The sequence below is a fragment of the Fuscovulum ytuae genome, from assembly GCF_029953595.1.
GTDB classification, from domain to species: domain Bacteria; phylum Pseudomonadota; class Alphaproteobacteria; order Rhodobacterales; family Rhodobacteraceae; genus Paragemmobacter; species Paragemmobacter ytuae.
In genome coordinates this window covers 573,127-596,317 of sequence record NZ_CP124535.1, presented here as the reverse complement: position 1 = coordinate 596,317, position 23,191 = coordinate 573,127, and the positions used below count along the sequence as shown (strand labels likewise).

Genomic DNA, 23,191 nt, shown 5'->3' with positions numbered 1-23,191 from the left:
GCGTCTTGGCACACACGAGGCACACATGAGGCTAGTTTTGCGCTACGTTGAGAAGACCAAAGCAGGCGGCTGGCAGTATCGCCGCCGAGTGCCGAAAGACCTCTCCTCTGTAATCCTGAAGCGCGAGTTCAAGGGAAAGCTCGGGGACACCGAGCGGGAAGCCTTGGCTGCTTATCCCGGCTTTCACGCCAAGGTGGAGCGTGAGATAGCGGTTGCGAGGCAGTCAGCCGACAAAGCTGCCGCCGCAGAACGCGGGGAACTCTCGGAGCTTCAGCTTTACAAACTCGCCTATCAGCGGGCAGTGGAGATGGGGATGCTCAGCACGGATTGGGACGGAAGAGACCATCTGGCTCAGGAGATAGTCGACCGCTATCCCCGCGATGACGAGACTGGCTACCCGCTCCACCCCACCAAGCTGGATGCCTTCACAATCGGCATCCTCCAAAGTGCGGGCGAGGCCAAGCCACCCAAGGCAACCCTGCGAGACGCGATGAGCTTTTACCTTGCTGAGCGCGACCAGACAGAAGCCCCTGAACTGCGCGACCGCTTCAAGCAGCAGGTAGAGCGGGTGGCGGGATTGGTGGTCGAGGCGCTGGGCAAAGACCCTGTCTTGGTGAAGCTGACGCGTGACGATGCCCGCACCGTGAGAGACTTCATGCTTCAGCGGCTGAAGGGTAATGGAAAGCCGATCAGCCCCAGTTCAGTTGCCCGCGACCTCAACTCGCTCAATGCAGTGATCAACCACGCTGCACAGGAAATGCCGCTGCCCGCGACATTCAAGAACCCCTTCAGCGGGCTTAAGATACAAGGGGCCAAGGGCAGGCGAGACACGTGGGAAGAGCGCGACCCACTGCCGGAAGACGTTCTGCAGAGTGCGCGGGCTAGGATCACCACCCGCTGCACTGCGGAGCTAGCCTTGGTGTGGCGCTTACTGGAAGGAACAGGCTGCCGCCTTGCGGAAGTCACTGGCCTCAGGGTCGAAGATGTTGACGTGGCGGGTGAGTTTCCCAGCATCCGCGTCACATGGCACGAGCAGCGGAGGTTGAAGACTGCCGCTTCCCGTCGCTACGTGCCGTTGGTAGGAGATGCCCTAGACGCGGCCAAGGAAGCTCTTAAGACCACGCGAAAGGGTAACCTCGTGTTCCCGTCCTACTGCCGCCCCAGAGGGTCAGACGCAGCCTCTGCCGCGTTGATGAGCCACCTTCGTGCCGTGACCAACAACCCCAAGCACGTTGTCCATTCCCTGCGGCACAACATGAAGGACCGCTTGATGGTGGCGGAGGTGTCTTCCATGGACCAGAACCTGATCCTTGGACATGAACTTGGGGGCGTCGGTGATCGTGTCTACGGTGGAACACCCGCGAAGCTCCGGGTCACTACGAGAGCGATGCTGAAAGCCTTCGGTCTGACCGACCCGAAGAAGGCAGGGACGGACGCAGAGCCAACGGAGAACGCAGCAGAAGCCCTCTAGAGCGCCCTTCCTGTAGCCCGACCCTTTGCCCCTCCCAACAAGCGGAAGCCCCCTTCTGGGGGCCTCTGTGCGCCCCCTTCTGCCCGACGAAAAAAGCCTTCAAACTTTGAAGGGTATGGCCAGCGCCTGAACGAAGAAGATAGGACTAAGTTGAACTTAGGTCGTCGCTGCCTTGCCCTCCAAGACCCGATAGACAGAGGTCCGAGCGATGCCCAGCTTGCGGGCGATCTCAGTGGCTCCCAGCCCCTCGACATCATGCAGGCGCTGCACTTCTGCTGGGTCGATAGAAGCCTTGCGCCCCTTGTAGACGCCATTGGCTTTGGCCTTGGCTATACCCTCCATCTGCCGCTCCCTGCGGAGGTTGGTCTCGAACTCAGCGAACACCCCCAGCATCTGGAAGAACGCTTTTCCAGCCGCGTTGCTGGTGTCCACAGGTTGCTCAGTCGCCATAAGGGAAACGCCCTTCGCCTGAAGCTGTCGAGCTATGGACGACAAATCCTCAAGGGAGCGTGCCAGCCGATCCAATCGAGTTACGACCAGTGTGTCACCCTCACGCATGAACTCAAGCAGGGTCTTCAGTTCGTCGCGCCCTGTCAGCTTCGTGCCGCTGCGCTTCTCTTCTCTGACCACGTTACAGCCTGCAGCAAGCAGTTTCTCCCGCTGAAGGGTAAGGTCTTGATCGTCGGTGCTGACGCGGGCGTAACCGTATCTCATCGAGGTGTCCTTTTTGGCTCTAGACCCTGATCGGATACTGTCCTGAAATATCGAAGTCAACCCTAATGGGACACAAAAAGTGTCACATCGCGGTGATGCGCTAGGGTATACTCTAATGTGTCACTCCGCCACCAAGGATTTCGGCGGGTTGAAGCGTGGATCGCAAAGGTCCACAAAGAGGCGATGGACGCCCCCAAGAGTTGAGGTGCAAAACATGCGAATTGCTTGGTCGGCCTGCTTGCTTCTAACCGTTACTTCGACTTCCGTTTCGGCTGAAACCCTTGAGTTCACATGCAGTTTCCCGATGAGGGCGACTGACGAAGGCATAGCAAAGCAAGACTTCGAAATGACCTTCGTCGTTGACACCGTTAGTGGCGAGGCTTTCCTTCGTGGGAACAATGGTGTGGCTGCAGTCGCCGTTCTTCGCGGTGAAAGCGCAACGACATTCGTAGAAAGACTCGCATCTGGAGCCATCCAAACAACAACCGTCACAGACGGCGGGGCAGCTGTTCATAGTCGCCACACGATTATCGCTGGCAGCGTCCTTTCACCTTCTCAGAACTATGGATCGTGCCGCTGGTAGCCTAGGTTCGTCTCCGCGAATGCTTGACTGCCACGGGGGAGAAATCGCGAACCGCAACTATTGGCAAGCCACTCGCAAATTTGCCCCAAAAACATCCTCGGGTGAACCGCAGTCAGAAGGGACAGTCGCCTTCCTCACTTTCCTCATCCGCCAGAACGTAACCGAGGTGGTCCATCACGCTTTCCAGTTGCCGCCCACCACAAAGGTCCAGCAGCTCCGCCGCTGCCTCTGGTGATCGCTTCATGAGGTCCGCCAGCTCTGCCCCGAAGCTGCGATGCGCCTTCTGCACCAGCCCTTGCCGCCACTCGTCACGCTCTTGATCAGACCATTCCCGATCCTCTTCACTCTTGTTCAGCTTCTGCGCCTCCCACCATGTCTTGGGGGCATCCTCACCCTTTGCCTGCAGCTCCCTCCATACCCGCCGCATGTGTGCGACTGTGCCGTCGCTGACCCCACAGGATGCAACCACCGTGGCCTTGGACTGCGCCCCTTCGACAGTCAGCTTCCATGCCCAGTTGGCACGGTCATTGTATTGCAGCGGAAGCCGAGCCTTGGCGTTGTCCTGTATGGGGATTAGGAGCGCGGTTCTCCTGTCGCAGCGGTAGATGCTTGCAGGGATGTTCTTGGCCTTACCGTGCCGAAGGTATGCCTCAAGCCGATGATGCCCATCAGCGACGGTCAGAGCGCCCGTGGCAGGGTCTTCCCATAGGCACAGAGGGTCTAGCTGGCCACCCTGCCGCAATACATCCTGCAGAGCGGCTACATGCGCTTCGTTCAGCCCTCCGCCTCGGGGCTGAAACGTGTCTTCGTCCGTCAGAACACGGTCAATTCGCACCATACGCGGCGCTGGGCGTGGAAGCCCGTCATTCTTTTTGTTTGTCATATGGTTACCGATGTTTTTGGATGTCAGCAGGGTATGCACCTGCACCCACCAAGGCTTGCATAGGCAAGCCGCAGCTCACGCTAGGGGCTTCAGCGTTCATCCCGCTCTTCTAATGGTGGCCCCCAACACCACTACCCACCCAGCTAATTGACTTGCGTCCACCATCCAAGCCAGTGTCCGGAAATGATGAGCAGCCTTCCACCTGAACAACTACTGCTGATGCTCCAAGGCTTGGTGCGTGACGCACCAGCCCTCCCTTCTGGCGAACGGCTCGGCGAAACCGAAGCTAGGTGGCTTGGCAGGGCGGACGCATTGCTGTCTGCTTTCGGGCAGGTCAACCAAGTCGTGTCGTTTCGTGTAGCTAGGGAGAACCTCGGCACCATCCGACACGACCGCAACTCGCTCATGCAGCCGTTGTTTGACGCACTCAGCCACCTTGAACTACTTGTTCCCGCCGAGCTTCAGGGGGCGTTCATTCGTGCAGGCGACACTTGGAACGGCTACGCCGCACTCGTTCAGATTGTTCAGCGTGAGTGCAAATCCCTCTTCATCGTCGACCCCTACATGGATGCGAGTGTGTTCTTGGACCTCGTGCCGCACATGGTGGCAAGTCAGTCCATCCGCCTTTTAACCGCACGACAGCCACCGCTTCTGCCTGCCTTGGTCGCCGCATCCAATAAGTGGAATGGAACTAAGGACCGAACAACACCAGACGTCGAGACAAGGCTTGCGCCATCAGGGCGTCTTCATGATCGGTTGATCATTGTTGACGGGAACGATGCTTGGCTCGTGTCGCAGTCCCTGAAAGACATAGCGAAGAAGTCGCCCGCGTCGGTTACTCGTGCAGACGTGGAACTCGCAAAGCTGAAAGCCGCTGCCTACGATGAGCTATGGCTTGAGAGCCGCCCCGTAGCATAACCATCGTCCTTGCCCCGTGCGAATGGCATTTGGCATGTCTCGCCGTTTCCTTCATGCTAGGCACACAATCGCAACCCACCAGACACACACCGCAACTAGACTGCTTACCACGCACCCCAGCAAACGCTTGATAATCAAAGGTAAATCCGAACAGGCTGCAGGATACTTCGACCCCTAGTCGCCTACCGCCGGAGCCAAGATCCCCTAAGCCCTTGATTTTAAACAAAGCACCCAAGGCTTGGGTGCTTTTGGCCATCTGGTCACCGCCTCTGGCAGCGTGCCGGAACGCTTAGGCCAGTAAGTAGCCCTCCGAAGGCGCGTGCATACGAACTTCTTGCACAAGCTCACCCTTAAAACCCAACAGCAGTGCACGACAACAAGACGGGCCAGGCCGGGGAAAGGTTGCCGCGCACCATAATTGTCATGAAACCTTCATTTGAGGCGCCAGGATATTTCCAATAATCTGGAAATATGGAAAATGTCCAAGCCGCCATCGCCTTTGCCGCACTCGGCCACACTGGCCGATTGGCAGTGTTCCGCCTTCTGATGCGCTTTGCCCCGAAAGGCGTGCGCCCGACCGAAATCGCAGAGGCCCTGCAAATCAAGCAGAACACGCTGTCCCACCACTTGGCCGACCTTTTGGCCTGCCAGCTGATCCGCGTGGTGCGCGATGGACGATCCCTGATCTACTCCGTCGATCTCGATTTTGCCGAACAGCTGATCGGCTATATCGCGCTTGATGTCGGACGGGGTCGACCGGACCTGCTCTCTCCCCTCCTCCCAACATTCCAGGAGCCCACTATGCGTCAGGCGCCCTTCGCCGTCCTCTTCATCTGTTCTGGCAATTCGGCCCGCTCAGTCTTTGCCGAGGCCTTGCTGCGCGATCTGGGCCGGGGTCGGTTCAACGCCTATTCCGCAGGGACGCGCCCCAACACCACCTTGAATCCCGTTGCGATCGAGGTACTGCGCCGCAATGGCCATTCTGTCGATGGGCTGCGATCCAAGCACATCTCGGAATTCCAACAAACCGGGTCGCCGCAGATGGACTTCGTTTTCACCGTCTGCGACACAGCCGCAGCTGAAGAATGCCCCCCTTGGCATGGCCAGCCGATCACCGGCCATTGGGGCCTTCCCGACCCCGTCAAGGCTACGGGAACCGACGCCGCCCGGGCACTGGTCTTTGCCCAGACCTATGCCGCCCTGCGCCGGCGGATCGTGGCCTTCGTTGAACTGCCCGTCGAAAGCCTCAGCCGCCTGTCCCTCCAATCCAGAGTCGATGCCATCGGCAGCGACGCCGAAGCGAAAGCCTGATCCATCATGCCCCGCATTGCCCTGAACGGCCTTGGCCGCATCGGAAAACTCGTCTTGCGCAACTTGATCGATGAAGGTCTGACAGGTGACGTCGTGCTGTTGAACGACCCGATGGCCGACGCCGCACAGCACGCGCTCCTTTTGGAATTCGACAGCGTCCATGGTCGCTGGCGAACGCCGGTCACCGCAGGCGAAGACGCGCTTGTGTTGAATGGTCAAGCGATACGCCTGACCCACGAAAAGACCATCGAGGCGCTTCCCCTCGCGCAGATGGGTATCGACTTGGTCATTGATTGCACCGGCGTTTTCAAGACTGCGGCCAAGGTGGCCCCCTACTATGCGGCAGGGGTAAAGACGGTCGTGGTCTCGGCCCCGGTCAAGGATGGCGGCGCGCTCAATCTTGTCTATGGGGTGAACCATCACCTTTACGACGGCTCGCAAAACCTTGTGACGGCGGCCTCTTGCACCACGAACTGCCTCGCCCCGGTGGTCAAGGTGATCCATGAAAATATCGGTATCCGTCATGGGTCCATCACCACGATCCATGACGTCACGAACACCCAAACCATCGTCGACCGCCCGGCCAAGGACATGCGCCGCGCACGCTCGGCCCTGATGAACCTGATCCCGACGACGACCGGATCGGCAACAGCCATCACCCTGATTTATCCAGAACTGAAAGGGCGCCTGAACGGCCATGCCGTCCGCGTGCCCCTTCTGAATGCCTCCCTCACAGATTGCGTGTTCGAGGTCGCGCGCGAAACCACGGTGGAAGAGGTGAACACCCTCTTCGCCACAGCTGCCGAGGGGCCACTCAAAGGCATTCTCGGCTATGAGACGCGCCCCCTCGTGTCTTGCGACTTCACCAACGACCCACGCTCCGCGATCGTCGACGCGCCTTCCACAATGGTGATCAACGGTACGCAGGTGAAGGTCTATGCCTGGTATGACAATGAATGGGGCTATGCCTGCCGCTTGGCGGATATCGCCCGCATGGTGGCCGCACAGCTCTGATCATTCTCTGTCTTCAAATATCCTCGGGGGGTCCGGGCGCCGAAGCGCCCCCGGTCCAGCCGCAGCCAAAGGCCGCAACGATGACCGTTCCGAATCCGATCCGCGCCTATGCCGCCGTAACCGCAGCCTATTGGGCCTTCATGCTGTCGGACGGGGCCTTGCGGATGCTGGTGCTTCTCCATTTCAACAGCCTCGGTTTCACGCCGTTGCAACTTGCTTGGCTCTTTCTGCTTTATGAGGTGGCAGGGATGGTCACCAACCTCGCCGCCGGGTGGCTGGCCGCGCGCTTTGGCCTGGCGGCCACGCTTTATAGCGGCCTTGCCTTGCAGATCGGTGCGCTGGTTGCGCTGGCCCAACTCGATCCTGGATGGTCCATTCCAGCCTCTGTCGCCTTCGTCATGGCCGTTCAGGGCGTTTCTGGCGTGGCCAAAGATCTGGCGAAGATGTCCTCGAAGTCCGCCGTCAAACTTCTTGCCCCAAAGGAGGACGGAGGCCTGTTCCGCTGGGTCGCCGCGCTGACGGGATCAAAGAATGCGGTCAAGGGCCTAGGCTTCTTCCTTGGCGCGGCTCTTCTGGCCTTTGCAGGATTTCAAGCGGCGGTTTGGGGGATGGCAGGCGTTCTGACAGCCATCCTGATCGCGGTCCTCCTGTTCCTACCAAAAGGCCTTCCCGGCCGGATGAAGGGCGAAGATGGCTGGTCCGGCTGGCGTTCACGAGACGCGCGGGTGAACCGGCTTAGCCTTGCCCGCCTTTTCCTTTTCGGCGCGCGCGATGTGTGGTTCGTCGTGGGTATCCCGGTCTATTTTCAGGCCGTTCTCTCCGACGGCACGGGCGAAGGACGGCGAGAGGCCTTTTTCCTGATCGGCGGTTTCCTTGCCCTCTGGATCATCGCTTATGGTGCCGTCCAGGCCGCTGCGCCGCGTTTGCTGGGAAGCCGCAATCAGTCCGAGGCGGAAACAACCCGCAAGGCGATCTTTTGGGCGGGTCTGCTGGTGCCGATCCCCTTTATTCTTGCAGCAGCGGCTTGGGCGGCCGCGGCTCCTGCCCCATGGCTCACAGCGCTGCTGATCGGTGGACTTTTGCTCTTCGGATTTGTTTTCGCGATCAATTCCTCTGTCCATTCCTATCTCATCCTCGCCTATGGGACGGCAGAACGGATCACGCGGGATGTGGGCTTTTACTACATGGCCAATGCGGCTGGGCGGCTGATTGGGACGTTGTTGTCGGGGCTGAGCTATCAGATCGGGGGCCTGCCGCTTTGCCTGACCACTGCGGGACTGATGGCCTTGGCAAGCTGGCTCTCCGCGCGCCGCCTTGCCACCGTATAGGATTGGGGCAAAGCGATCTTCGTCCCACTCGCCCTCTGGTAAAGGCTTATCAACTTTGCCCGTATAGGATGTTTGCCGGGGCGCGACGGGGCCTGACCGGCATGGTTTTGATAGGTTCAGGGAGACGGCATGGACGGCGCATTCGTTGAAGGGCGCGAAATCATTGGCAGCATCCTGCTGCGCACCAATGGCTTTGTCTATCGCTGCCGAAATGATCGGGATTATTCCATGCTCCTAATGGAAGGGGCGGTGGCCGAACTGACCGGCTACCCCACCGCCGATTTCATCGAGGTGCCACAACGCTCTTATGCAGGCCTCACCCACCCCGACGACCGCGATTCCGTCTTCGCCGCTGTCGATACGGCTTTGGAACGGCAGGAAAACTGGTCGGTCGATTACCGTCTGGTCCGCCCGGACGGTAGCACCCGCTGGGTGCATGAGGTCGGTGGCGGCGTCTTTGACAAGACGGGTGCGCTTCTCTTCCTCGAAGGGATCGTCCTAGATCACGAAACCCGCAAACAAGAAGAGGCGCAGCGTGGTCAGCGCAACCGCCAGATCACCGAATTCTGCCGCAATCTCGTTTCAGAAACCAAACCGATCCTCAGTGTTCTTCGCGAACTTCGCATCCTTGCCATCAACGCCCGGATCGAGGCAGCGCGCGCCGGTCAAGCCGGCGCAGGCTTTGCCGTAGTTGCGGGTGAAGTGGGACGGATCGCCAATGAAACGACGACGCGGGCAAGCAGCGTCACCGACCTGACCGAAGAATTGCAGAAACTCTTGCGGAACGCGGGCTAAGGCGGCGCGACCCGACAAGGTTGCGCAGGCCGCGCCCAACGGACTAAGCTTTGGCAAACAGCCAAAGGCCGGATTTTGCCCGAAACCGCTTTCCTGATTACGGCCTTCGCCACGCTTTTCGTGGTGATTGATCCGCCCGGCCTTGTGCCCTTGTTCATCGCCTTGACCCAAGGGATGGATGCCGAACGCCGCCGTCGTCTGGCACTGCGCGCCTGCCTGATCGCGGGTTTTCTCCTTTTGCTTTTCGGGCTGGCAGGGGAATCAATCCTTGGCTTCATCGGCATCTCGATGCCCGCCTTCCGTATCGCAGGCGGCATCCTCTTGTTCCTGACCGCACTCGACATGCTGTTTGAACGTCGGACGCAACGGCGCGAAGGGCAAAAGGCCGACCATGACCATGACCCTTCGGTCTTTCCTTTGGCCACGCCGCTGATCGCGGGTCCGGGGGCCATTGCGACCATGATCCTTTTGGTCGGCGAATCCTCGGGCTGGCCAGGAACCTTTGCCGTTCTTGGTTTGATGATCGTTGTGCTGATTGCGACCTTTCTCTTTCTGCTGGCCTCGCCCCCGCTGGAACGGTTGCTTGGTCGCACCGGGACGATCGTCATCACACGCCTTCTGGGCATGCTGCTGGCCGCGCTGTCAGTTCAATTCGTGATCGACGGTGTGCGAGGCACGGGCCTGATCGGCTGACCCTTTCAGGCGCCCGCGCGCATCCCCATATCCGCAAGAAAGGAGACCCGCGCCCAATGGATGGTGATACGACTGCCCGCCTGTTCTACCTTCTGCTGCTGCTTGTCGCGGTGGGCGGCTATGTCATGGTCGAATACCGCAAGCGGATGGGTCAAGCCTTGCGCAGCTTTGCCGCATGGGGATTGATCTTTGTCGGCGTGATCGCGGGTTATGGCCTGTGGAACGATCTGCGCACCGAAATCGCACCGCGCCAGATGATTTCGCAAGAAGGGATCATCGAAATCCCACGCGCGCCGGACGGCCATTATTATCTGACACTCACCATTGGCGGGACGCCCGTACAATTCATGGCGGATACCGGGGCCACAAACATGGTTCTGGCAGCTGCTGATGCGCGCAGGCTGGGTCTTGATCCCGAAACGCTGGTCTATATCGGGCGGGCGCAGACGGCCAATGGCATGGTGGCCACCGCGCGGGTGGAGTTGCAGGATGTTGTCCTTGGTCCCTATCAGGAACAGGTCTTTCCTGCATGGGTCAATCAGGGCGAGATGGACCAATCCCTTCTGGGGATGGATTATCTCTCGCTCTACCGGGTGGAGATCGCCCGCGATCGAATGATCCTACGCCGATAATTGGTCAGCCCTTTTCGGCCTTCTTCTCCCAGCGTCCGCTTTCTTCAGACCAATATTGCGCGGGCAACCCCGCATCGGTCAGTGCCTTCCACTTCGCCCGCGCGGCGGACAATTGTGCGCCATCTGCCCCATCGAACAAAAGCCAGACCCGTTCCAACCCCCGCGCCTCATCCGCAGTGGTTTCGGCCCCATCGATCAAGAACAACCCCTGCGCCGCATTGGCGATGGGCCCCAGTCCCAAAAGGACAGGCTGATCGGCATCGTGGCGACCGCCCTCTAACCCATGCGGAAGAAAGGGCTGGCCCTCATCGACCCAAAGCCGTTTGTCCAGCCGTTCAAGCGCTGCGCGGTCCGTGCCCCGCACCATCACCCGCCAGCCCTGCGCCAAGGCGCGGGGCAGCAAGCTTGACAGCGTCTCCTCCGGCGCAGAGCGCGTGAGGTGATAGAACATCACCACGCCCATCGCACCCTCACTTGCCTTCGAACTTCTCGCGGATCAGGCGGTTCAGCGCCATCACACCCCAACCCGTGGCCCCTTTCGGCGCCAGCATGCTGTCGGATTTCAAAAGGGCGGTGCCCGCGATATCCAGATGGCACCAAGGCGTTTCAGGTTTGACAAAGCGCTGCAGGAACTGCGCCGCCGTGATCGCCCCGCCGTCACGCCCACCCACATTCATCATGTCAGCAATGCGGGATTTCAGTTTCGCATCATAGGCGTCGCCCATCGGCATGCGCCACGCCCCTTCGCCTTCCGCCTTTGCGGCCTTCAGGAAAGCGTTGCACAGATCGTCATTATTGGAAAACACGCCAGTATTTTCATGCCCCAAGGCGATGATGATCGCGCCTGTCAGGGTTGCTAGGTTGATCATCCCCACCGGTTTGAACCGCTCCTGCGCATACCACAGCACATCGGCCAGCACGAGGCGGCCTTCAGCATCGGTATTGATCACCTCGACCGTATCGCCCTTCATCGTGCGCACCACATCGCCGGGACGCTGCGCCCGCCCGTCAGGCATGTTCTCGACCAGCCCAACCAGACCAACGACATTGGCCTTTGCCTTGCGCAACGCCAAAGTCCGCATCACGCCCGCAACAACGCCCGCACCGCCCATGTCCATGGTCATGTCTTCCATGCCCGCCGCGGGTTTGATCGAGATGCCGCCTGTGTCAAAGACCACGCCTTTGCCGATCAGCGCAAAGGGGGCTGCCCCCTTCTCGCCGCCGTGCCATTGCATGACCACGACCTTTGATGGGCTTTCCGACCCCTGCCCCACCCCCAAGAGCGCCCCCATGCCCATCTTGGCAAGCTGCTCTTCTTCAAGGATTTCCACATCCAGACCCAATTCCTGCATCGCGGCAAGGCGTGCAGCAAAGTCATAGGTCGTCAGGATGTTTGCGGGTTCGTTCACCAGATCGCGGGTAAAAAACACCCCTTCGGCCACAGCGGCCCCGGGTGCCGCCGCGACAGCAAGCGCTTCGGGATTGGCGGCCATGAACTGTACCGGACCGGCTTCCTTTCGTTCCCCCGTCTTATGGGCCGAAAAGTCATAGGCCCGCATCGCCGTTCCAAAGGCAATCTCGGCCGCCATGGCATGGCCTTCGACAAGCACGGTCGTCCCTGAGGGCGACAGCGCCCGCCCGATCGCCCCGCCCGCCTTGCGCGCCTGCGCCACATCTGCCCGACGCGGCAGGCGGATGATCTGGACCGCCTCGGCCAAAAGACCGGCGGGCCATGCAAGTTCGACCGCCTCCCCCGGCTTCAAGCGCCCAAACGCCTCGCTGTTCAGAAAACGCAGGATCGCCCCCTTGGTCAGGCGATCCAGCCGCCGCAGACCGGCAGACAGGCTTTTCGCCGTATCGGCCAGCACGGCGATGCGCCCCGGTAAATGGGGAAGCTGGTCCAAGTCGACAGGACGAAAGTGGATCGGAACAGGATGGGTCATGGCTCTTTCTCGCGGTGGGAGGAGGGCACCACACCCTGCGCCGCGGGCGCAATCAGGCAGAGGGGCGACCGTGATCGGCAAAACGCTACCCGCTTGGGTCCGGAATGACCAGATATGAGTTTTCCCCGCAGCCAAATTCCGATAGGCTAACGCAACGCTTTGTGTGGGACCTTCCGAACTTGTCCAGATTTGACCGATATCTGCTGTCGCAGCTGCTGGCAGTCTTCGGCTTTTTTGCGCTGGTTCTGGTATCTGTATATTGGGTCAACCGCGCCGTCAGCCTGTTCGACAGGCTCATCGGCGATGGGCAATCCACCCTTGTCTTTGTCGAGTTTTCGCTGCTCGCTCTGCCCAATGTGATCCGCCTTGTTCTGCCAATCGCCGCCTTTGCGGCGGCGGTTTATGTGACGAACCGTATGATGCGCGAAAGCGAATTGGTCACCATGCAGGCAACGGGCAGCAGCGCCTTTCGGTTGGCACGGCCAGTCTTCGTCTTTGGGCTGACCGTGACGGTGCTGCATCTTTTGCTGATGAATATTCTTGTCCCCAGAAGCGACGCCCTTTTGCGCGAGCGTGAGGCACAGGTCTCAAACGATGTCACTGCCCGCTATTTGAAAGTGGGGGAATTCATGCATCCCTCGCCGGGCGTCACGCTGTTTATTGGTGAGATTTCGGAAGACGGACAATTGCGCAACGTCTTCCTTTTTGATGACCGCGATGTGGCGTCTAGTAACACCTACACAGCCCTTCGTGCGCTTTTGGCACCGGGGGATGCGGGGCCGGTACTTCTGATGTTCGACGGCATGATCCAATCGGTTGCCCGGGCGGATGGGAGGCTTTCGGTCACGCGCTATGCCGATTACAGCTTTGATCTGTTGTCCTTGATCGAAGAACAGGGCGGCGCCATGCGCGTCGTGGAAACCGCGACCACGCTGGAAATCATTAGGACGGATCCGGTTGCCTGGCCCGCCACCTATAATACCAGCTATGAATACGTGCTTCAGGAACTGCATTCGCGCTTTGCCCAGCCCTTCCTTTCGGCAGCAGCGGCAATGGTGGGCTTCGCGGCCCTGCAATTGGGTGCCTTTAGCCGGTTTGGACTAACACGGCAGATTTTGGGCGCGGTGTTGGTGCTAATCTTCCTACAGCTTTTGAACACGACCGGGGCATCAATGGCCGCCCGCAATGCGTCGGCTTGGCCTGCCATTTATGTGGCACCGCTTGCTGGATTTGCCATCGCCTTCGCGATGCTGCATCTCTCGCAAAGCATCCCGCCCTGGCGGAGGCGCGCGACATGACCCTGGCCCTTTACATTGCAAGGCGCTTTTTCGCGACCTTCCTCGTTGTGTTGGCGATCTTTTTTGGCGTCATGCTCTTGATCGACGTGATCGACCAACTGCGCCAATTGACAGGGCCCGATGCAGGCGTCGCCTCGGCCTTGCGGCTTGCTGCGCTGAACGTCCCCGAAAGCCTTTATCGCATTCTGCCGTTGATCACGGTCCTTGCGTCAGTTGCGCTTTTTATGAACCTCGCGCGAACAAGCGAGTTGGTGATCATCCGCGCCTCTGGACGGTCCGGCCTACGCTTTCTGGTGGCACCGCTTCTTGTTTCGCTGATCTGTGGCATGGTGGCGGTGACGGTCTTCAATCCCCTCGTTGCGGCCACCACCAACCGTTATGAAATCGCGCGGGCACAACTGACAGGAACCGGGGACAGCCGCCTGTCCATTTCATCAACCGGGCTTTGGTTGCGTCAGGGCAGCGCATCGGGCCAGACGGTCATTCAGGCCGCCCGCGCCAATGCCTTTGGCACCGAACTGACAGATGTCACCTTCCTGATCTACGGCCGCGACGGCCAGCCCGACATGCGGATCGAGGCGGCCAATGCGCAATTGGAGCCGGGCGCATGGGTCTTGGGCGGTGCGATGCGTTGGCCCCTGTCAGCCGCCAACCCGGCCAGCGCCGCCGAGGCCTTGCCCGACGGCACCCGAATTGACAGCGACCTGACCGCAGAGGGCATCCGCGACAGCTTCGGCACACCGTCCGAAATCGCCTTCTGGGCCCTGCCTGCCTATATCGAAGGCCTTGATCGCGCAGGCTTTTCGTCGCTGGCACATCGTGTCTGGTTCCAGATGGAGCTTGCCCAGCCTCTTTTGCTGGCCGCCATGGTCTTGATTGCCGCCGGGTTCACCATGCGGCCTGCCCGCTTTGGCCGGACGGGCCTTTTGGTGCTTTTGGCAATTCTCAGCGGCTTCGTGATCTTCTTTTTGCGCAACTTCGCGCAGGTTCTGGGCGCGAATGGTGAGATCCCTGTCGCACTCGCGGCATGGACTCCTCCCGTTGCAGCCTTCATGATGGCGTTGGGCCTTTTGTTACATGTCGAGGATGGCTGAGCACCCATGCGTCAGCATCTGATCGCTTTCTTCCTTTGCGCGACTTTCGCCGTCGCGCCTACGCCGACCTCTCTGGTTTTGGCGCAAGAAGCGGCCACGCTTATTGCAGACAGCCTAGAGATTGCCGGGGACAATACGCTCATCGCCGATGGGTCGGTTGAAGTGTTCCACCAAGGCCGCCGCATGACGGCGAGCCGGATCGTCTATGATCAGGCGACGGATCGGTTGCGCATCGACGGCCCCATCCGACTGATTGACGAAACAGGATCGACCGTGATCGTGGCCGCCCAAGCCGATCTGGCCTCGGATTTGACCGAAGGCCTGATGCACAGCGCTCGGATCGTTTTGCAGGAACAGCTTCAGATATCGGCCGCCGAACTGCGCCGCAGCGACGGGCGCTACATGCAGTTGGACAATACGGTGGCCTCAAGCTGCCGCATCTGCGACGCCGACAGCGCGCCCTTGTGGGAAATCCGTGCCCGCCGGGTTCTGCATGACACCCAAGAAAAGCAGATTTATTTCGACCATGCGCAGGTGCGTGTGGGTGGGTTACCCGTCTTCTATTTGCCTCGCCTACGGATGCCCGATCCATCCTTGGAGCGCAGCACGGGCTTTTTGCAACCCACGCTGGTCATTCGAACCGACCTTGGGACAGGACTGACCTTCCCCTATTTCGTCACCCTTGGACCATCGCGCGATCTGACCTTTTCGCCGACTCTGACGACGACCGGTGCCTTAACTCTTGGCCTGCGTTATCGGCAGGCTTACGACAACGGCGCCATCACACTTCAAGGCGCGATCAGCCGCGATGACCTGCAACCCGGTCAGACGCGCGGCTATGCCATGGCAGATGGCACCTTCATGCTATCGAATGGCTATCGCTTGTCCTTCCACGCCGAAACCGTCAGCGATGATGCCTATCTTGCCGATTACAACATCAGCAGCGCAGACCGGCTGACCAATACGCTGCAACTCGACAAGGTCACGCGCGAAACCTATTTCGCCGGGCGCTTGATCAATTTTCAGTCCTTGCGGGCGGGCGAGCTTGGCTCAGCGACACCCTACCTTCTGACAGATGCCACCTATCTGCGTCGGTTCAGCCTTGGCCCCTTGGGCGGTGAAGGCATGTTCCGGGTCGCAGGACATACCCATACCCGACAATCCTCGGTCACGACCGATTCACCAGATGACGCAGACGATGTGGCCGAAGGGGCGGATCTGGGGCGGCTTTCCGTCGGGGCAGACTGGCGGCGGGACTGGATCACGACAGGCGGGCTAGTGGTGGCGGCCTTGGGCGAAGCGCGGATCGACGCCTATCAGGTGCAGGACGATGCGCGCTATGGCGGGTCAACCAGCCGCAGTTTCGGTGCGGCGGCGGTTGAACTGCGTTGGCCATGGGTTCGGGCGGGGGCCACAACGCAAGAGGTGATCGAACCGATCGCCCAGATCGTCTGGTCAGACAGTTCGGGCCGATTGATCCCGAATGAAGACAGCCGCCTTGTCGAGTTCGACGCAAGCAACCTTTTCTCTCTAAACCGGTTTCCGGGATCGGACGCTGTTGAAACGGGCACGCGGCTTGCCCTTGGCATGTCATGGACACGGATCGCCGAAGAAGGCTGGAGTTATGGCGTAACCGCCGGACGGGTCTTCCGCGACACACCTGTTGCCACCTTTGGGGCCGCGTCTGGGCTAAGCGGGACCACATCCGACTGGATGATAGGGGCGACGATTGACTCGCCGGGCGGTCTGCAAGTCGCGGGCCGGGTGATTACCTCATCCTCCCTCGACGTGACGCGCGGCGAGATTCATGCCTCTCTCAGCAAAAGCCGCTATTCGATCAGCGCTGGCTATATCAACTCCATTGCTGATCCGGTCGAAGCGCGGGTCGATCGCGTGTCGGATATCGTGCTGTCAGGCAGCTATAAATTCACCCCGCAATGGAGTGGCACGGCCTCTGGTCGCTATGATTTCGTGGACGATGGCTATAGCCGTGTCGATATGGGTCTAACCTATAGAAACGAGTGTGCGAGCTTCGATCTTTCGCTCTCGCGTCGTCTGACAACCTCGACTAATCTTCAGCCCAGCACGACGATTGACGTGTCCTTCGGCCTGATCGGCTTTGGCGCCGGAAGCAGCGGCGCCGCGCGGCAGTGTCGGCGATGATGCGACGGGCAGGACAACAGGAAAAGAAAAATATGACGAAAGCTTTGCGGAACAGGACGGCTGCGACCCTTCGGACGGGTGCGATCGGCCTTATTCTCTGGGGTGGAGCCATCACGACGCCCGTCATGGCGCAGGATGGCGGCTTGTTCGCCCCCCGCATGGTAATCAACGGCCAGACCATCACGAATTTCGAGGTCGAGCAGCGCATGCTCTTCCTGCGCGCCCTGCGCGCGCCGGGCGATCCCGAGAAAGAAGCCATCACCGCCCTGTTGCGCGACCGTCTTGCCGCGCAGGCCGCCAAGGATGCCGGGATTTCCGTGACGGCAGAACAGGTGACCGAAGGGCTGACAGAGTTTGCGTCGCGCGCGAACCTGACCGCCGAACAGTTCACCGCCGCATTGGCCGATGAAGGCGTCGCCCCGGAAACCTTCCGCGATTTCGTGGCAAATGGCATTCTGTGGCGCGAAGTGGTGCGGGCGAAATTTGGGGCGCAGATCCGCATCTCGGAAACACAGATCGACCGCGCCCTTGCCGAGAACGCCAAGACGCAGCAGGTCCGCGTTCTTCTGTCGGAACTTATCATTCCGGTGCAGGGAGAAGATGTCACGCCGGTTCTGGATCAGGCCCGCAGTATCAAGGCGGGGTCGGCCGGGGCGGCCTTTGCTTCGGCGGCGCGCCAGTTTTCGGCAGCGCCTTCCGCTGCGCGCGGCGGGCGTCTGGACTGGATGGAACTGACCAACCTGCCTCCGGCCATCGCGGGCGAGGTGCTAACGTTGTCGCCGGGCGAGGTGTCGGATCCCATCGTCGTGCCGCAGGCCGTTGTCCTGTTCCAGTTGAACGGGATCAGCGATATCGAGGCCCGAATGCCCGCACAGGTCGAAGTGGAATATGCCCAATTCGCCATTCCCCCGGGCATGGATGCCGCAGCCATTCAGGCGCAGGGCGATGGATGCGATGATCTTTATCCCTTGGCGCGCAAGCTGCCTGCCGATCAGTTGCGCGTAACGACCCAGATGATGGGCGCCGTGCCGCAGGATATCGGGCTGGAACTGGCCAAGCTTGATCCCGGTGAATCCGTCCTGCGCCCGCGCAACGGTTACACTGAACTTCTGATGCTTTGCCTGCGGACAGGCGTGCCTGAGGCGGACCCTGCGGCGGCGGCGGAAATCCCCGTCACGACCGAAGAGGGAGAAGCGGCCGAGGATGCCCCTCTTGTCGACCGTGAAGCGCTGCGCAACCGACTGGGCAACGCGCAGCTGACCGCATTGGCCGAGGCCTATATGGAAGAGCTGCGCTCGGAAGCCATTATCGAGGAACGGTGACCGTCACCCTGCCCATCGCGCTAAGCTGTGGCGATCCTTCCGGCATCGGCACGGAATTGGCTTGGTTGGCCCGTCAGGCGCTCGGGGCTGCGGTGCCCTTCTTCTGGATCGGGGACCCTGCGCATCTGCCCCCCGGCACACCCTATGCGGTGATCGCGGCCCCTGCAGAGGCGCAGGCGGTGGCGATGGATGTGCTGCCAGTTCTGGCCCATCCCTTCCCCCACGCTGCCCCACCTGGACAGCCCGATCTGCGCAACGCGGCCGCCGTTATCGCCGTTCTGGAACGCGCGGTGGCCCTGGTTCAGGCGGGGGAAGCATCGGCGCTTTGCACCCTTCCCATTTCGAAAAAGGTGCTAAAGGACGGTGCGGGTTTCGCCTTTCCGGGGCATACGGAATTTCTGGCTCATCTGGCAGGGGTGGATCGGGTGGTCATGATGCTCGCCTGCCCGGAATTGCGGGTCGTGCCGACCACGATCCATATCCCGCTGTCCGAGGTGCCGCGCACTCTGACCCCTGCCCTGCTGGAAGAAACGATCCGGATCACCGAAGCCGGGCTTATCCGCGACTGCGGCATTGCGCGACCCCGGATCGCGGTGGCAGGATTGAACCCGCATGCGGGTGAAGGCGGGGTGATGGGGGCCGAGGAAGGCGCATGGATCGCCCCCCTGATCGCCCGGTTGGCGGCGGAAGGGATGGCAATTTCTGGCCCCATGCCGCCCGACACGATGTTCCACAGGGCGGCACGGGCGCGCTATGATGTGGCGGTTTGCATGTATCACGATCAGGCGCTGATCCCGATCAAGACGGTGGATTTCGACGGTGGGGTGAATGTGACGCTGGGCCTGCCCTTCATCCGCACCTCGCCCGATCATGGCACGGCCTTTGACATTGCCGGACAGGGCATCGCCAATCCGTCCAGCCTTGTCGCGGCCCTGCGGATGGCGCAAGACATGGCGGCGTCGCGCGGGGCTTGATGTGCCGGACCGGGGGCCAGCCCCCGGACCCCCGGAGTATTTGGGCCAAGATGAAGGGGCAGGGACAAGGATGGGAATGATCGACGGGCTGCCGCCGCTGCGCGAGGTGATCCGGGCGCATGATCTGGTGGCGAAAAAGCAGTTGGGTCAGAATTTCCTGCTGGATTTGAACCTGACGGCCAAGATCGCGCGGCAGGCGGGGGACCTGTCTGCCTGCGACGTTCTGGAGGTGGGCCCCGGCCCAGGCGGGTTGACGCGCGGCCTTCTGGCCGAAGGGGCGCGGCGGGTGCTGGCGGTAGAGAAGGACGCCCGCTGCCTGCCCGCGCTGGAGGAGGTGGCAAAGGCCTATCCGGGGCGGTTGCAGGTCATCAATGGCGACGCGCTTGAGGTGGATGTTCTGGCCCACTTGACACCGCCGGTGCGGGTCGTGGCCAACCTGCCCTATAATGTGGGGACAGAACTTCTGATCCGCTGGCTGACGCCGGATCGCTGGCCCCCGTTTTGGGAAAGCCTCACGCTTATGTTCCAGAAAGAAGTGGCAGAGCGGATCGTTGCCAAGCCCCGGAGCGATCATTACGGGCGGCTGGCGCTGTTTGTGCAATGGCGGGCCGAGGCGAAGATTGTCATGCATCTGCCGCCCGAAGCCTTTACCCCAGCGCCAAAGGTACATTCTTCGGTTGTGCATATCACACGACTGGCAGAGCCACGCTACCCCGCCGATGGGGCCGTATTGCAGCGGATCACGGCAATGGCCTTCAACCAGCGGCGCAAGATGCTGCGGTCCTCGCTCAAGGGGTTGGGGCCGGATATCGAAGAACGGCTGGTCGCGGCGGGCATCGCGCCCACGGCGCGGGCGGAAGAGATTTCGCTGGAAGGCTTTTGCGCGCTGGCCCGCCTCATCGCAGGATAGGCGGGGCCGGGGCAGACCCGGCCGCGCGACATTTTCCGTTAACGAACCGTTAACCGATTATTCCGCGGCTTCTGCGGGGCCACCATCCGTGGGCGTCTTTTCGGCCTTGGGCTTACGTGGGGCGCGCGGTTTCTTGGGGGCCTCGGTCGCGGCGGGGGAGGACACAGGCGCCTCTTCCGCTTTGGCGGGTGCAGGTGCCGGCGTCTCGATGGCCACAGTCACCACTTCGGGCTTGGCAGGTTCCGCTGCGGGTTGTTCGGAACGTGCCTCGCGATCCCGATCACGGTCGCGATCCCGATTGCGATCCCGATCCCGGTCACGATCCCGGCGGAATTCCCGCCGTTCGCCACCTTGCTGTTCGCTGCGCCGGTCGTTCTGACGATCACCGCCGCCCTGCCGTTCATTCTGGCGGTCGTTCTGGCGATCACCACGATCCTCGCGGCGCGATTGGAAAGGCCGCGCTTCGGGGGTTTCGATCAATTGGGTGTCGCCTTCGCCCAGTTCGATCACCTCAGCCCCACCGCTGCTGTCTTCGGAGCGATCTTCACGGTTGTCGCGGTAATCGCCGCGATCCTGACGGTCGCGCCACGGTTCGCGATCCCGATCCCGATCCCGGAACCCATCGCGATTGCCGTTATTTCCGTTGTTTCCGTTGTTTCCATTCTGCTGCTGCTGACGCTGCCGTTCTTCCTGTTCGGCGGCCATTTCGCGCTGCGCCTCGCCCAACATGCGGGTGTAATGTTCGGCGTGCTGAAGGAAGTTCTCGGCGGCGACACGGTCATTCGACAGCTGCGCATCCCGGGCGAGAAGCTGATACTTCTCGATGATCTGCTGCGGCGTGCCGCGCACCTTGCCTTCGGGTCCGGAGCTATCGAACACGCGGTTGATGATATTGCCGAGGGTGCGCGGGCGGTTCGCCTTGTTGCGCGAGCGGGACTTGGAAGATCTCATCTTGTCCTTTGGTCCAGATGACCTGGCTTTCTGCGAAGCGTCTTCAAGTCGCGTGGTCCTTTTAGGGACCGGAAGACGTTCAAGCTGTCTGGCAGTTCCAGCGTGGGGGAGCATACGCCCAGCCCCATCACCTATGCCGACTAACCACTTCATCGCCGGCATGACAAGCTGATTCTCGCAGCGAACGGTGGTCCGGGCTGGATTCTGCGGCAGCAAAGGCACGAATGTGGCCGATTTCCCGCAGATCAGGCCGTGCCGCAGCCCGTGTCATCGCTGGCTTTGCGAGCCTGCACCACCCGGTCGCGGCCATCAAGGTCTGGCAGAATAGCGATATCCTGCAGCCCTTGGGCGGCAAAGAGGGATGCCACAGCAGCGCCTTGGGTCGGACCGATCTCGACCATCAGCCGCCCCCCCGGCATCAGGCGCGCCGGTGCCCCACGCGCGATCACGCGATAGGCATCAAGCCCATCCCCCCCCGGCGTCAGTGCCCGGCGCGGTTCATGCAGCACTTCGGGCGAAAGCGCGGCCATTTCATCCTCGGCGATATAGGGGGGGTTCGACAGGATCAGATCGAACCGGCCGGGCACCGCTGCGAACCAATCGGAATGCAGAAATCCGGCCCGCCCCTGAAGGCCATGGTTGCGCGCGTTTTCTTTGGCCACGGCAAGGGTGGCGGGATGGATATCCGTGCCGATCCCCCGCGCCATGGGCATGCCCGCAAGGCAGGACAAAAGGATGCAGCCCGTCCCCGTGCCAAGGTCGAGAACCTTGAGAAAGGGTTCCGACAACGCCGCCTCGACAAGGATTTCCGTCTCTGGCCGGGGGTCGAGCGTGTCGGGCGTCACGCGAAAGCTGCGCCCCCAGAAAAGGCGCAGGCCTGTGATATGGCTGATGGGTTCGCGGGCGGCGCGGCGGGCGATGGCGGCATCGAAGGCGGCAAGGGCGTCGGGCGGCAGCGGGTCATGCAGATGCAACGTGAGCCGATCGGCGGCAATCCCTGCGGCATGGGCCAAAAGGACACGCGCATCGCGGGGGGCATCGGGAATGCCTGCGGCCACAAGGCGGGGAATGGCGGCGCGCAGCGCATCGGCCCCTGTTACAGGCCCTGTCACGGGCCCTGTCACGGGCCCCATCATCCTTCCATCTCGGCCAGCTTTTCGGCCTGATCATGGGCAACCAGCGCATCCACCACAGCATCCAGATCGCCGCCCATGATCTGTGGCAGGGCATAAAGCGTCAGGTTGATGCGATGGTCGGTCATCCGGCCTTGAGGGAAATTATAGGTGCGGATGCGTTCCGACCGATCGCCTGATCCCACCTGCGCCTTGCGGTCTGCGGCGCGATCTTGCGCCTGACGTTCCCGCTCCATCTCATAAAGCCGTGCGCGCAGCACCTGCATGGCGATGGCGCGGTTCTGATGCTGGGACTTTTCCGATGAGGTCACCACGATGCCCGTCGGGATATGGGTGATGCGCACCGCCGAGTCGGTGGTGTTCACATGCTGCCCCCCTGCCCCAGAGGACCGCATCGTATCGATGCGGATATCGGCGGCGGGGATGTCGATATCCACCTCTTCCGCCTCGGGCAGAACGGCCACCGTGGCAGCAGAGGTATGGATGCGCCCCCCCGCTTCGGTTTCCGGCACGCGCTGCACGCGATGGACGCCGGATTCGAACTTCAGCTTGGCAAAGACACCCTCGCCTTGGATATGGGCGGTCAGTTCCTTGATCCCGCCCAGATCGGACAGCTGCTGTTCAAGGATGTCGAACCGCCAGCCCTGCCGTTCGGCATAGCGCTGATACATCCGCAACAGATCGCCCGCGAAAAGGGCGGCCTCTTCGCCCCCGGTGCCGGGACGGATTTCAAGGATGGCGGGCCGGGCATCGGCGGCATCCTTGGGCAAAAGCGCGATCCGCAGCGCCTGTTCCATTTCGGGGATCAGAGCGCGCAGGCGGGGAAGTTCATCCTCGGCAAGGCTGCGCATTTCGGGATCGGACAGCATCGCCTCTGCCTCGGCCAGATCATCAAGCGCGCGGCGATAGGCAGCGATCTGGTCGGCCACAGGCCGCAGATCGCTGTATTCGCGCGAGATTTTCGCAATCTCTGCCGGGCTTGCACCCGCGTTCAAGCGCGCTTCGAGATATTCGAAGCGCTGCGTGATCTGGGCGAGTTTGTCGAATGGAACCATGGGCGG

21 protein-coding genes are annotated in these 23,191 nt (G+C 61.3%); 14 read left to right on the top strand and 7 right to left on the bottom strand.

The features are described from left to right. The first annotated feature begins 25 nt into the window (after positions 1 to 25). Entirely contained in the window at positions 26 to 1,471 is a 1,446-nt protein-coding gene (locus QF092_RS02895) for a tyrosine-type recombinase/integrase (RefSeq protein WP_281467468.1), read from the top strand. Positions 1,472 to 1,627: 156 nt separating this feature from the next. Here QF092_RS02895 and QF092_RS02890 read toward each other — a convergent pair whose 3' ends face one another. Both QF092_RS02890 and QF092_RS02885 read right to left on the bottom strand, forming a co-directional pair. After that, entirely contained in the window at positions 1,628 to 2,185 is a 558-nt protein-coding gene (locus QF092_RS02890; protein WP_281467466.1) for a recombinase family protein, read from the bottom strand. Between the two features lie 695 nt (positions 2,186 to 2,880). Beyond that, positions 2,881 to 3,651 (bottom strand): ParB/RepB/Spo0J family partition protein, encoded by a 771-nt coding sequence (locus tag QF092_RS02885; RefSeq protein WP_281467464.1) that lies wholly within the window; start codon positions 3,649 to 3,651, stop codon positions 2,881 to 2,883. Between the two features lie 183 nt (positions 3,652 to 3,834). Here QF092_RS02885 and QF092_RS02880 point away from each other — a divergent pair, with 183 nt between their 5' ends. The 7 genes from QF092_RS02880 to QF092_RS02850 all read left to right on the top strand — a co-directional run bounded on the left by QF092_RS02880 (position 3,835) and on the right by QF092_RS02850 (position 10,342). After that, positions 3,835 to 4,569, top strand: coding sequence for a hypothetical protein (locus tag QF092_RS02880; RefSeq protein ID WP_281467461.1), 735 nt, complete (start codon positions 3,835 to 3,837; stop codon positions 4,567 to 4,569). 471 nt (positions 4,570 to 5,040) lie between these two features. Then, positions 5,041 to 5,880 (top strand): arsenate reductase/protein-tyrosine-phosphatase family protein, encoded by an 840-nt coding sequence (locus QF092_RS02875; RefSeq protein ID WP_281467460.1) that lies wholly within the window; start codon positions 5,041 to 5,043, stop codon positions 5,878 to 5,880. A 6-nt stretch (positions 5,881 to 5,886) separates the two neighbouring features. Then, positions 5,887 to 6,894, top strand: coding sequence for an ArsJ-associated glyceraldehyde-3-phosphate dehydrogenase (locus QF092_RS02870; RefSeq protein ID WP_281467458.1), 1,008 nt, complete (start codon positions 5,887 to 5,889; stop codon positions 6,892 to 6,894). Between the two features lie 80 nt (positions 6,895 to 6,974). After that, positions 6,975 to 8,222, top strand: a complete 1,248-nt coding sequence (arsJ, locus tag QF092_RS02865) for an organoarsenical effux MFS transporter ArsJ (protein WP_281467456.1) — start codon at positions 6,975 to 6,977, stop codon at positions 8,220 to 8,222. Between the two features lie 129 nt (positions 8,223 to 8,351). After that, the gene (locus QF092_RS02860) at positions 8,352 to 9,017 is read left to right on the top strand and encodes a PAS domain-containing protein (protein ID WP_281467455.1); all 666 of its coding nucleotides are present in this window, start codon (positions 8,352 to 8,354) and stop codon (positions 9,015 to 9,017) included. A gap of 75 nt (positions 9,018 to 9,092) precedes the next feature. Then, on the top strand, positions 9,093 to 9,710 hold the full coding sequence (locus QF092_RS02855; protein WP_281467454.1) for a MarC family protein: 618 nt from the start codon (positions 9,093 to 9,095) through the stop codon (positions 9,708 to 9,710). Positions 9,711 to 9,766: 56 nt separating this feature from the next. Then, entirely contained in the window at positions 9,767 to 10,342 is a 576-nt protein-coding gene (locus QF092_RS02850; RefSeq protein ID WP_281467452.1) for a retropepsin-like aspartic protease family protein, read from the top strand. A 4-nt stretch (positions 10,343 to 10,346) separates the two neighbouring features. On the opposite strand, the gene QF092_RS02845 is transcribed toward QF092_RS02850, so the two are convergent. Together QF092_RS02845 and QF092_RS02840 are read right to left on the bottom strand one after the other, a co-directional pair. After that, entirely contained in the window at positions 10,347 to 10,805 is a 459-nt protein-coding gene (locus QF092_RS02845; protein ID WP_281467450.1) for a DNA polymerase III subunit chi, read from the bottom strand. A gap of 7 nt (positions 10,806 to 10,812) precedes the next feature. Further along, positions 10,813 to 12,285 (bottom strand): leucyl aminopeptidase, encoded by a 1,473-nt coding sequence (locus QF092_RS02840; RefSeq protein WP_281467448.1) that lies wholly within the window; start codon positions 12,283 to 12,285, stop codon positions 10,813 to 10,815. 104 nt (positions 12,286 to 12,389) lie between these two features. On the opposite strand from QF092_RS02840, the gene lptF reads away from it, so the two are divergent. The 6 genes from lptF to rsmA all read left to right on the top strand — a co-directional run bounded on the left by lptF (position 12,390) and on the right by rsmA (position 20,046). Then, complete coding sequence (gene lptF, locus QF092_RS02835) at positions 12,390 to 13,583, top strand: LPS export ABC transporter permease LptF (protein ID WP_281467446.1); 1,194 nt, start codon at positions 12,390 to 12,392, stop codon at positions 13,581 to 13,583. Continuing rightward, the gene (lptG, locus tag QF092_RS02830; RefSeq protein ID WP_281467444.1) at positions 13,580 to 14,677 is read left to right on the top strand and encodes an LPS export ABC transporter permease LptG; all 1,098 of its coding nucleotides are present in this window, start codon (positions 13,580 to 13,582) and stop codon (positions 14,675 to 14,677) included. Before lptF ends, lptG begins: the two co-directional genes overlap by 4 nt. A gap of 6 nt (positions 14,678 to 14,683) precedes the next feature. Then, entirely contained in the window at positions 14,684 to 16,840 is a 2,157-nt protein-coding gene (locus tag QF092_RS02825) for an LPS-assembly protein LptD (RefSeq protein ID WP_281467441.1), read from the top strand. Positions 16,841 to 16,872: 32 nt separating this feature from the next. Next, positions 16,873 to 18,162: a peptidylprolyl isomerase gene (locus QF092_RS02820; protein ID WP_281467439.1), complete on the top strand. Its 1,290-nt coding sequence runs from the start codon at positions 16,873 to 16,875 to the stop codon at positions 18,160 to 18,162. After that, a complete protein-coding gene (pdxA, locus tag QF092_RS02815; RefSeq protein ID WP_281467437.1) occupies positions 18,159 to 19,136 on the top strand; it encodes a 4-hydroxythreonine-4-phosphate dehydrogenase PdxA in 978 nt (325 codons plus the stop codon). The genes QF092_RS02820 and pdxA overlap by 4 nt, the downstream gene beginning before the upstream one ends. Before the next feature lie 70 nt (positions 19,137 to 19,206). Beyond that, complete coding sequence (gene rsmA / locus QF092_RS02810) at positions 19,207 to 20,046, top strand: 16S rRNA (adenine(1518)-N(6)/adenine(1519)-N(6))-dimethyltransferase RsmA (protein ID WP_281467436.1); 840 nt, start codon at positions 19,207 to 19,209, stop codon at positions 20,044 to 20,046. A 57-nt stretch (positions 20,047 to 20,103) separates the two neighbouring features. Here rsmA and QF092_RS02805 read toward each other — a convergent pair whose 3' ends face one another. From QF092_RS02805 to prfA, 3 genes are all read right to left on the bottom strand, one after another. Continuing rightward, positions 20,104 to 20,997 (bottom strand): DUF4167 domain-containing protein, encoded by an 894-nt coding sequence (locus QF092_RS02805; RefSeq protein WP_281467434.1) that lies wholly within the window; start codon positions 20,995 to 20,997, stop codon positions 20,104 to 20,106. Positions 20,998 to 21,242: 245 nt separating this feature from the next. Then, on the bottom strand, positions 21,243 to 22,121 hold the full coding sequence (prmC, locus tag QF092_RS02800) for a peptide chain release factor N(5)-glutamine methyltransferase (protein WP_281467431.1): 879 nt from the start codon (positions 22,119 to 22,121) through the stop codon (positions 21,243 to 21,245). Between the two features lie 8 nt (positions 22,122 to 22,129). Then, complete coding sequence (gene prfA / locus QF092_RS02795; protein WP_281467429.1) at positions 22,130 to 23,185, bottom strand: peptide chain release factor 1; 1,056 nt, start codon at positions 23,183 to 23,185, stop codon at positions 22,130 to 22,132. Positions 23,186 to 23,191 lie beyond the last annotated feature (6 nt).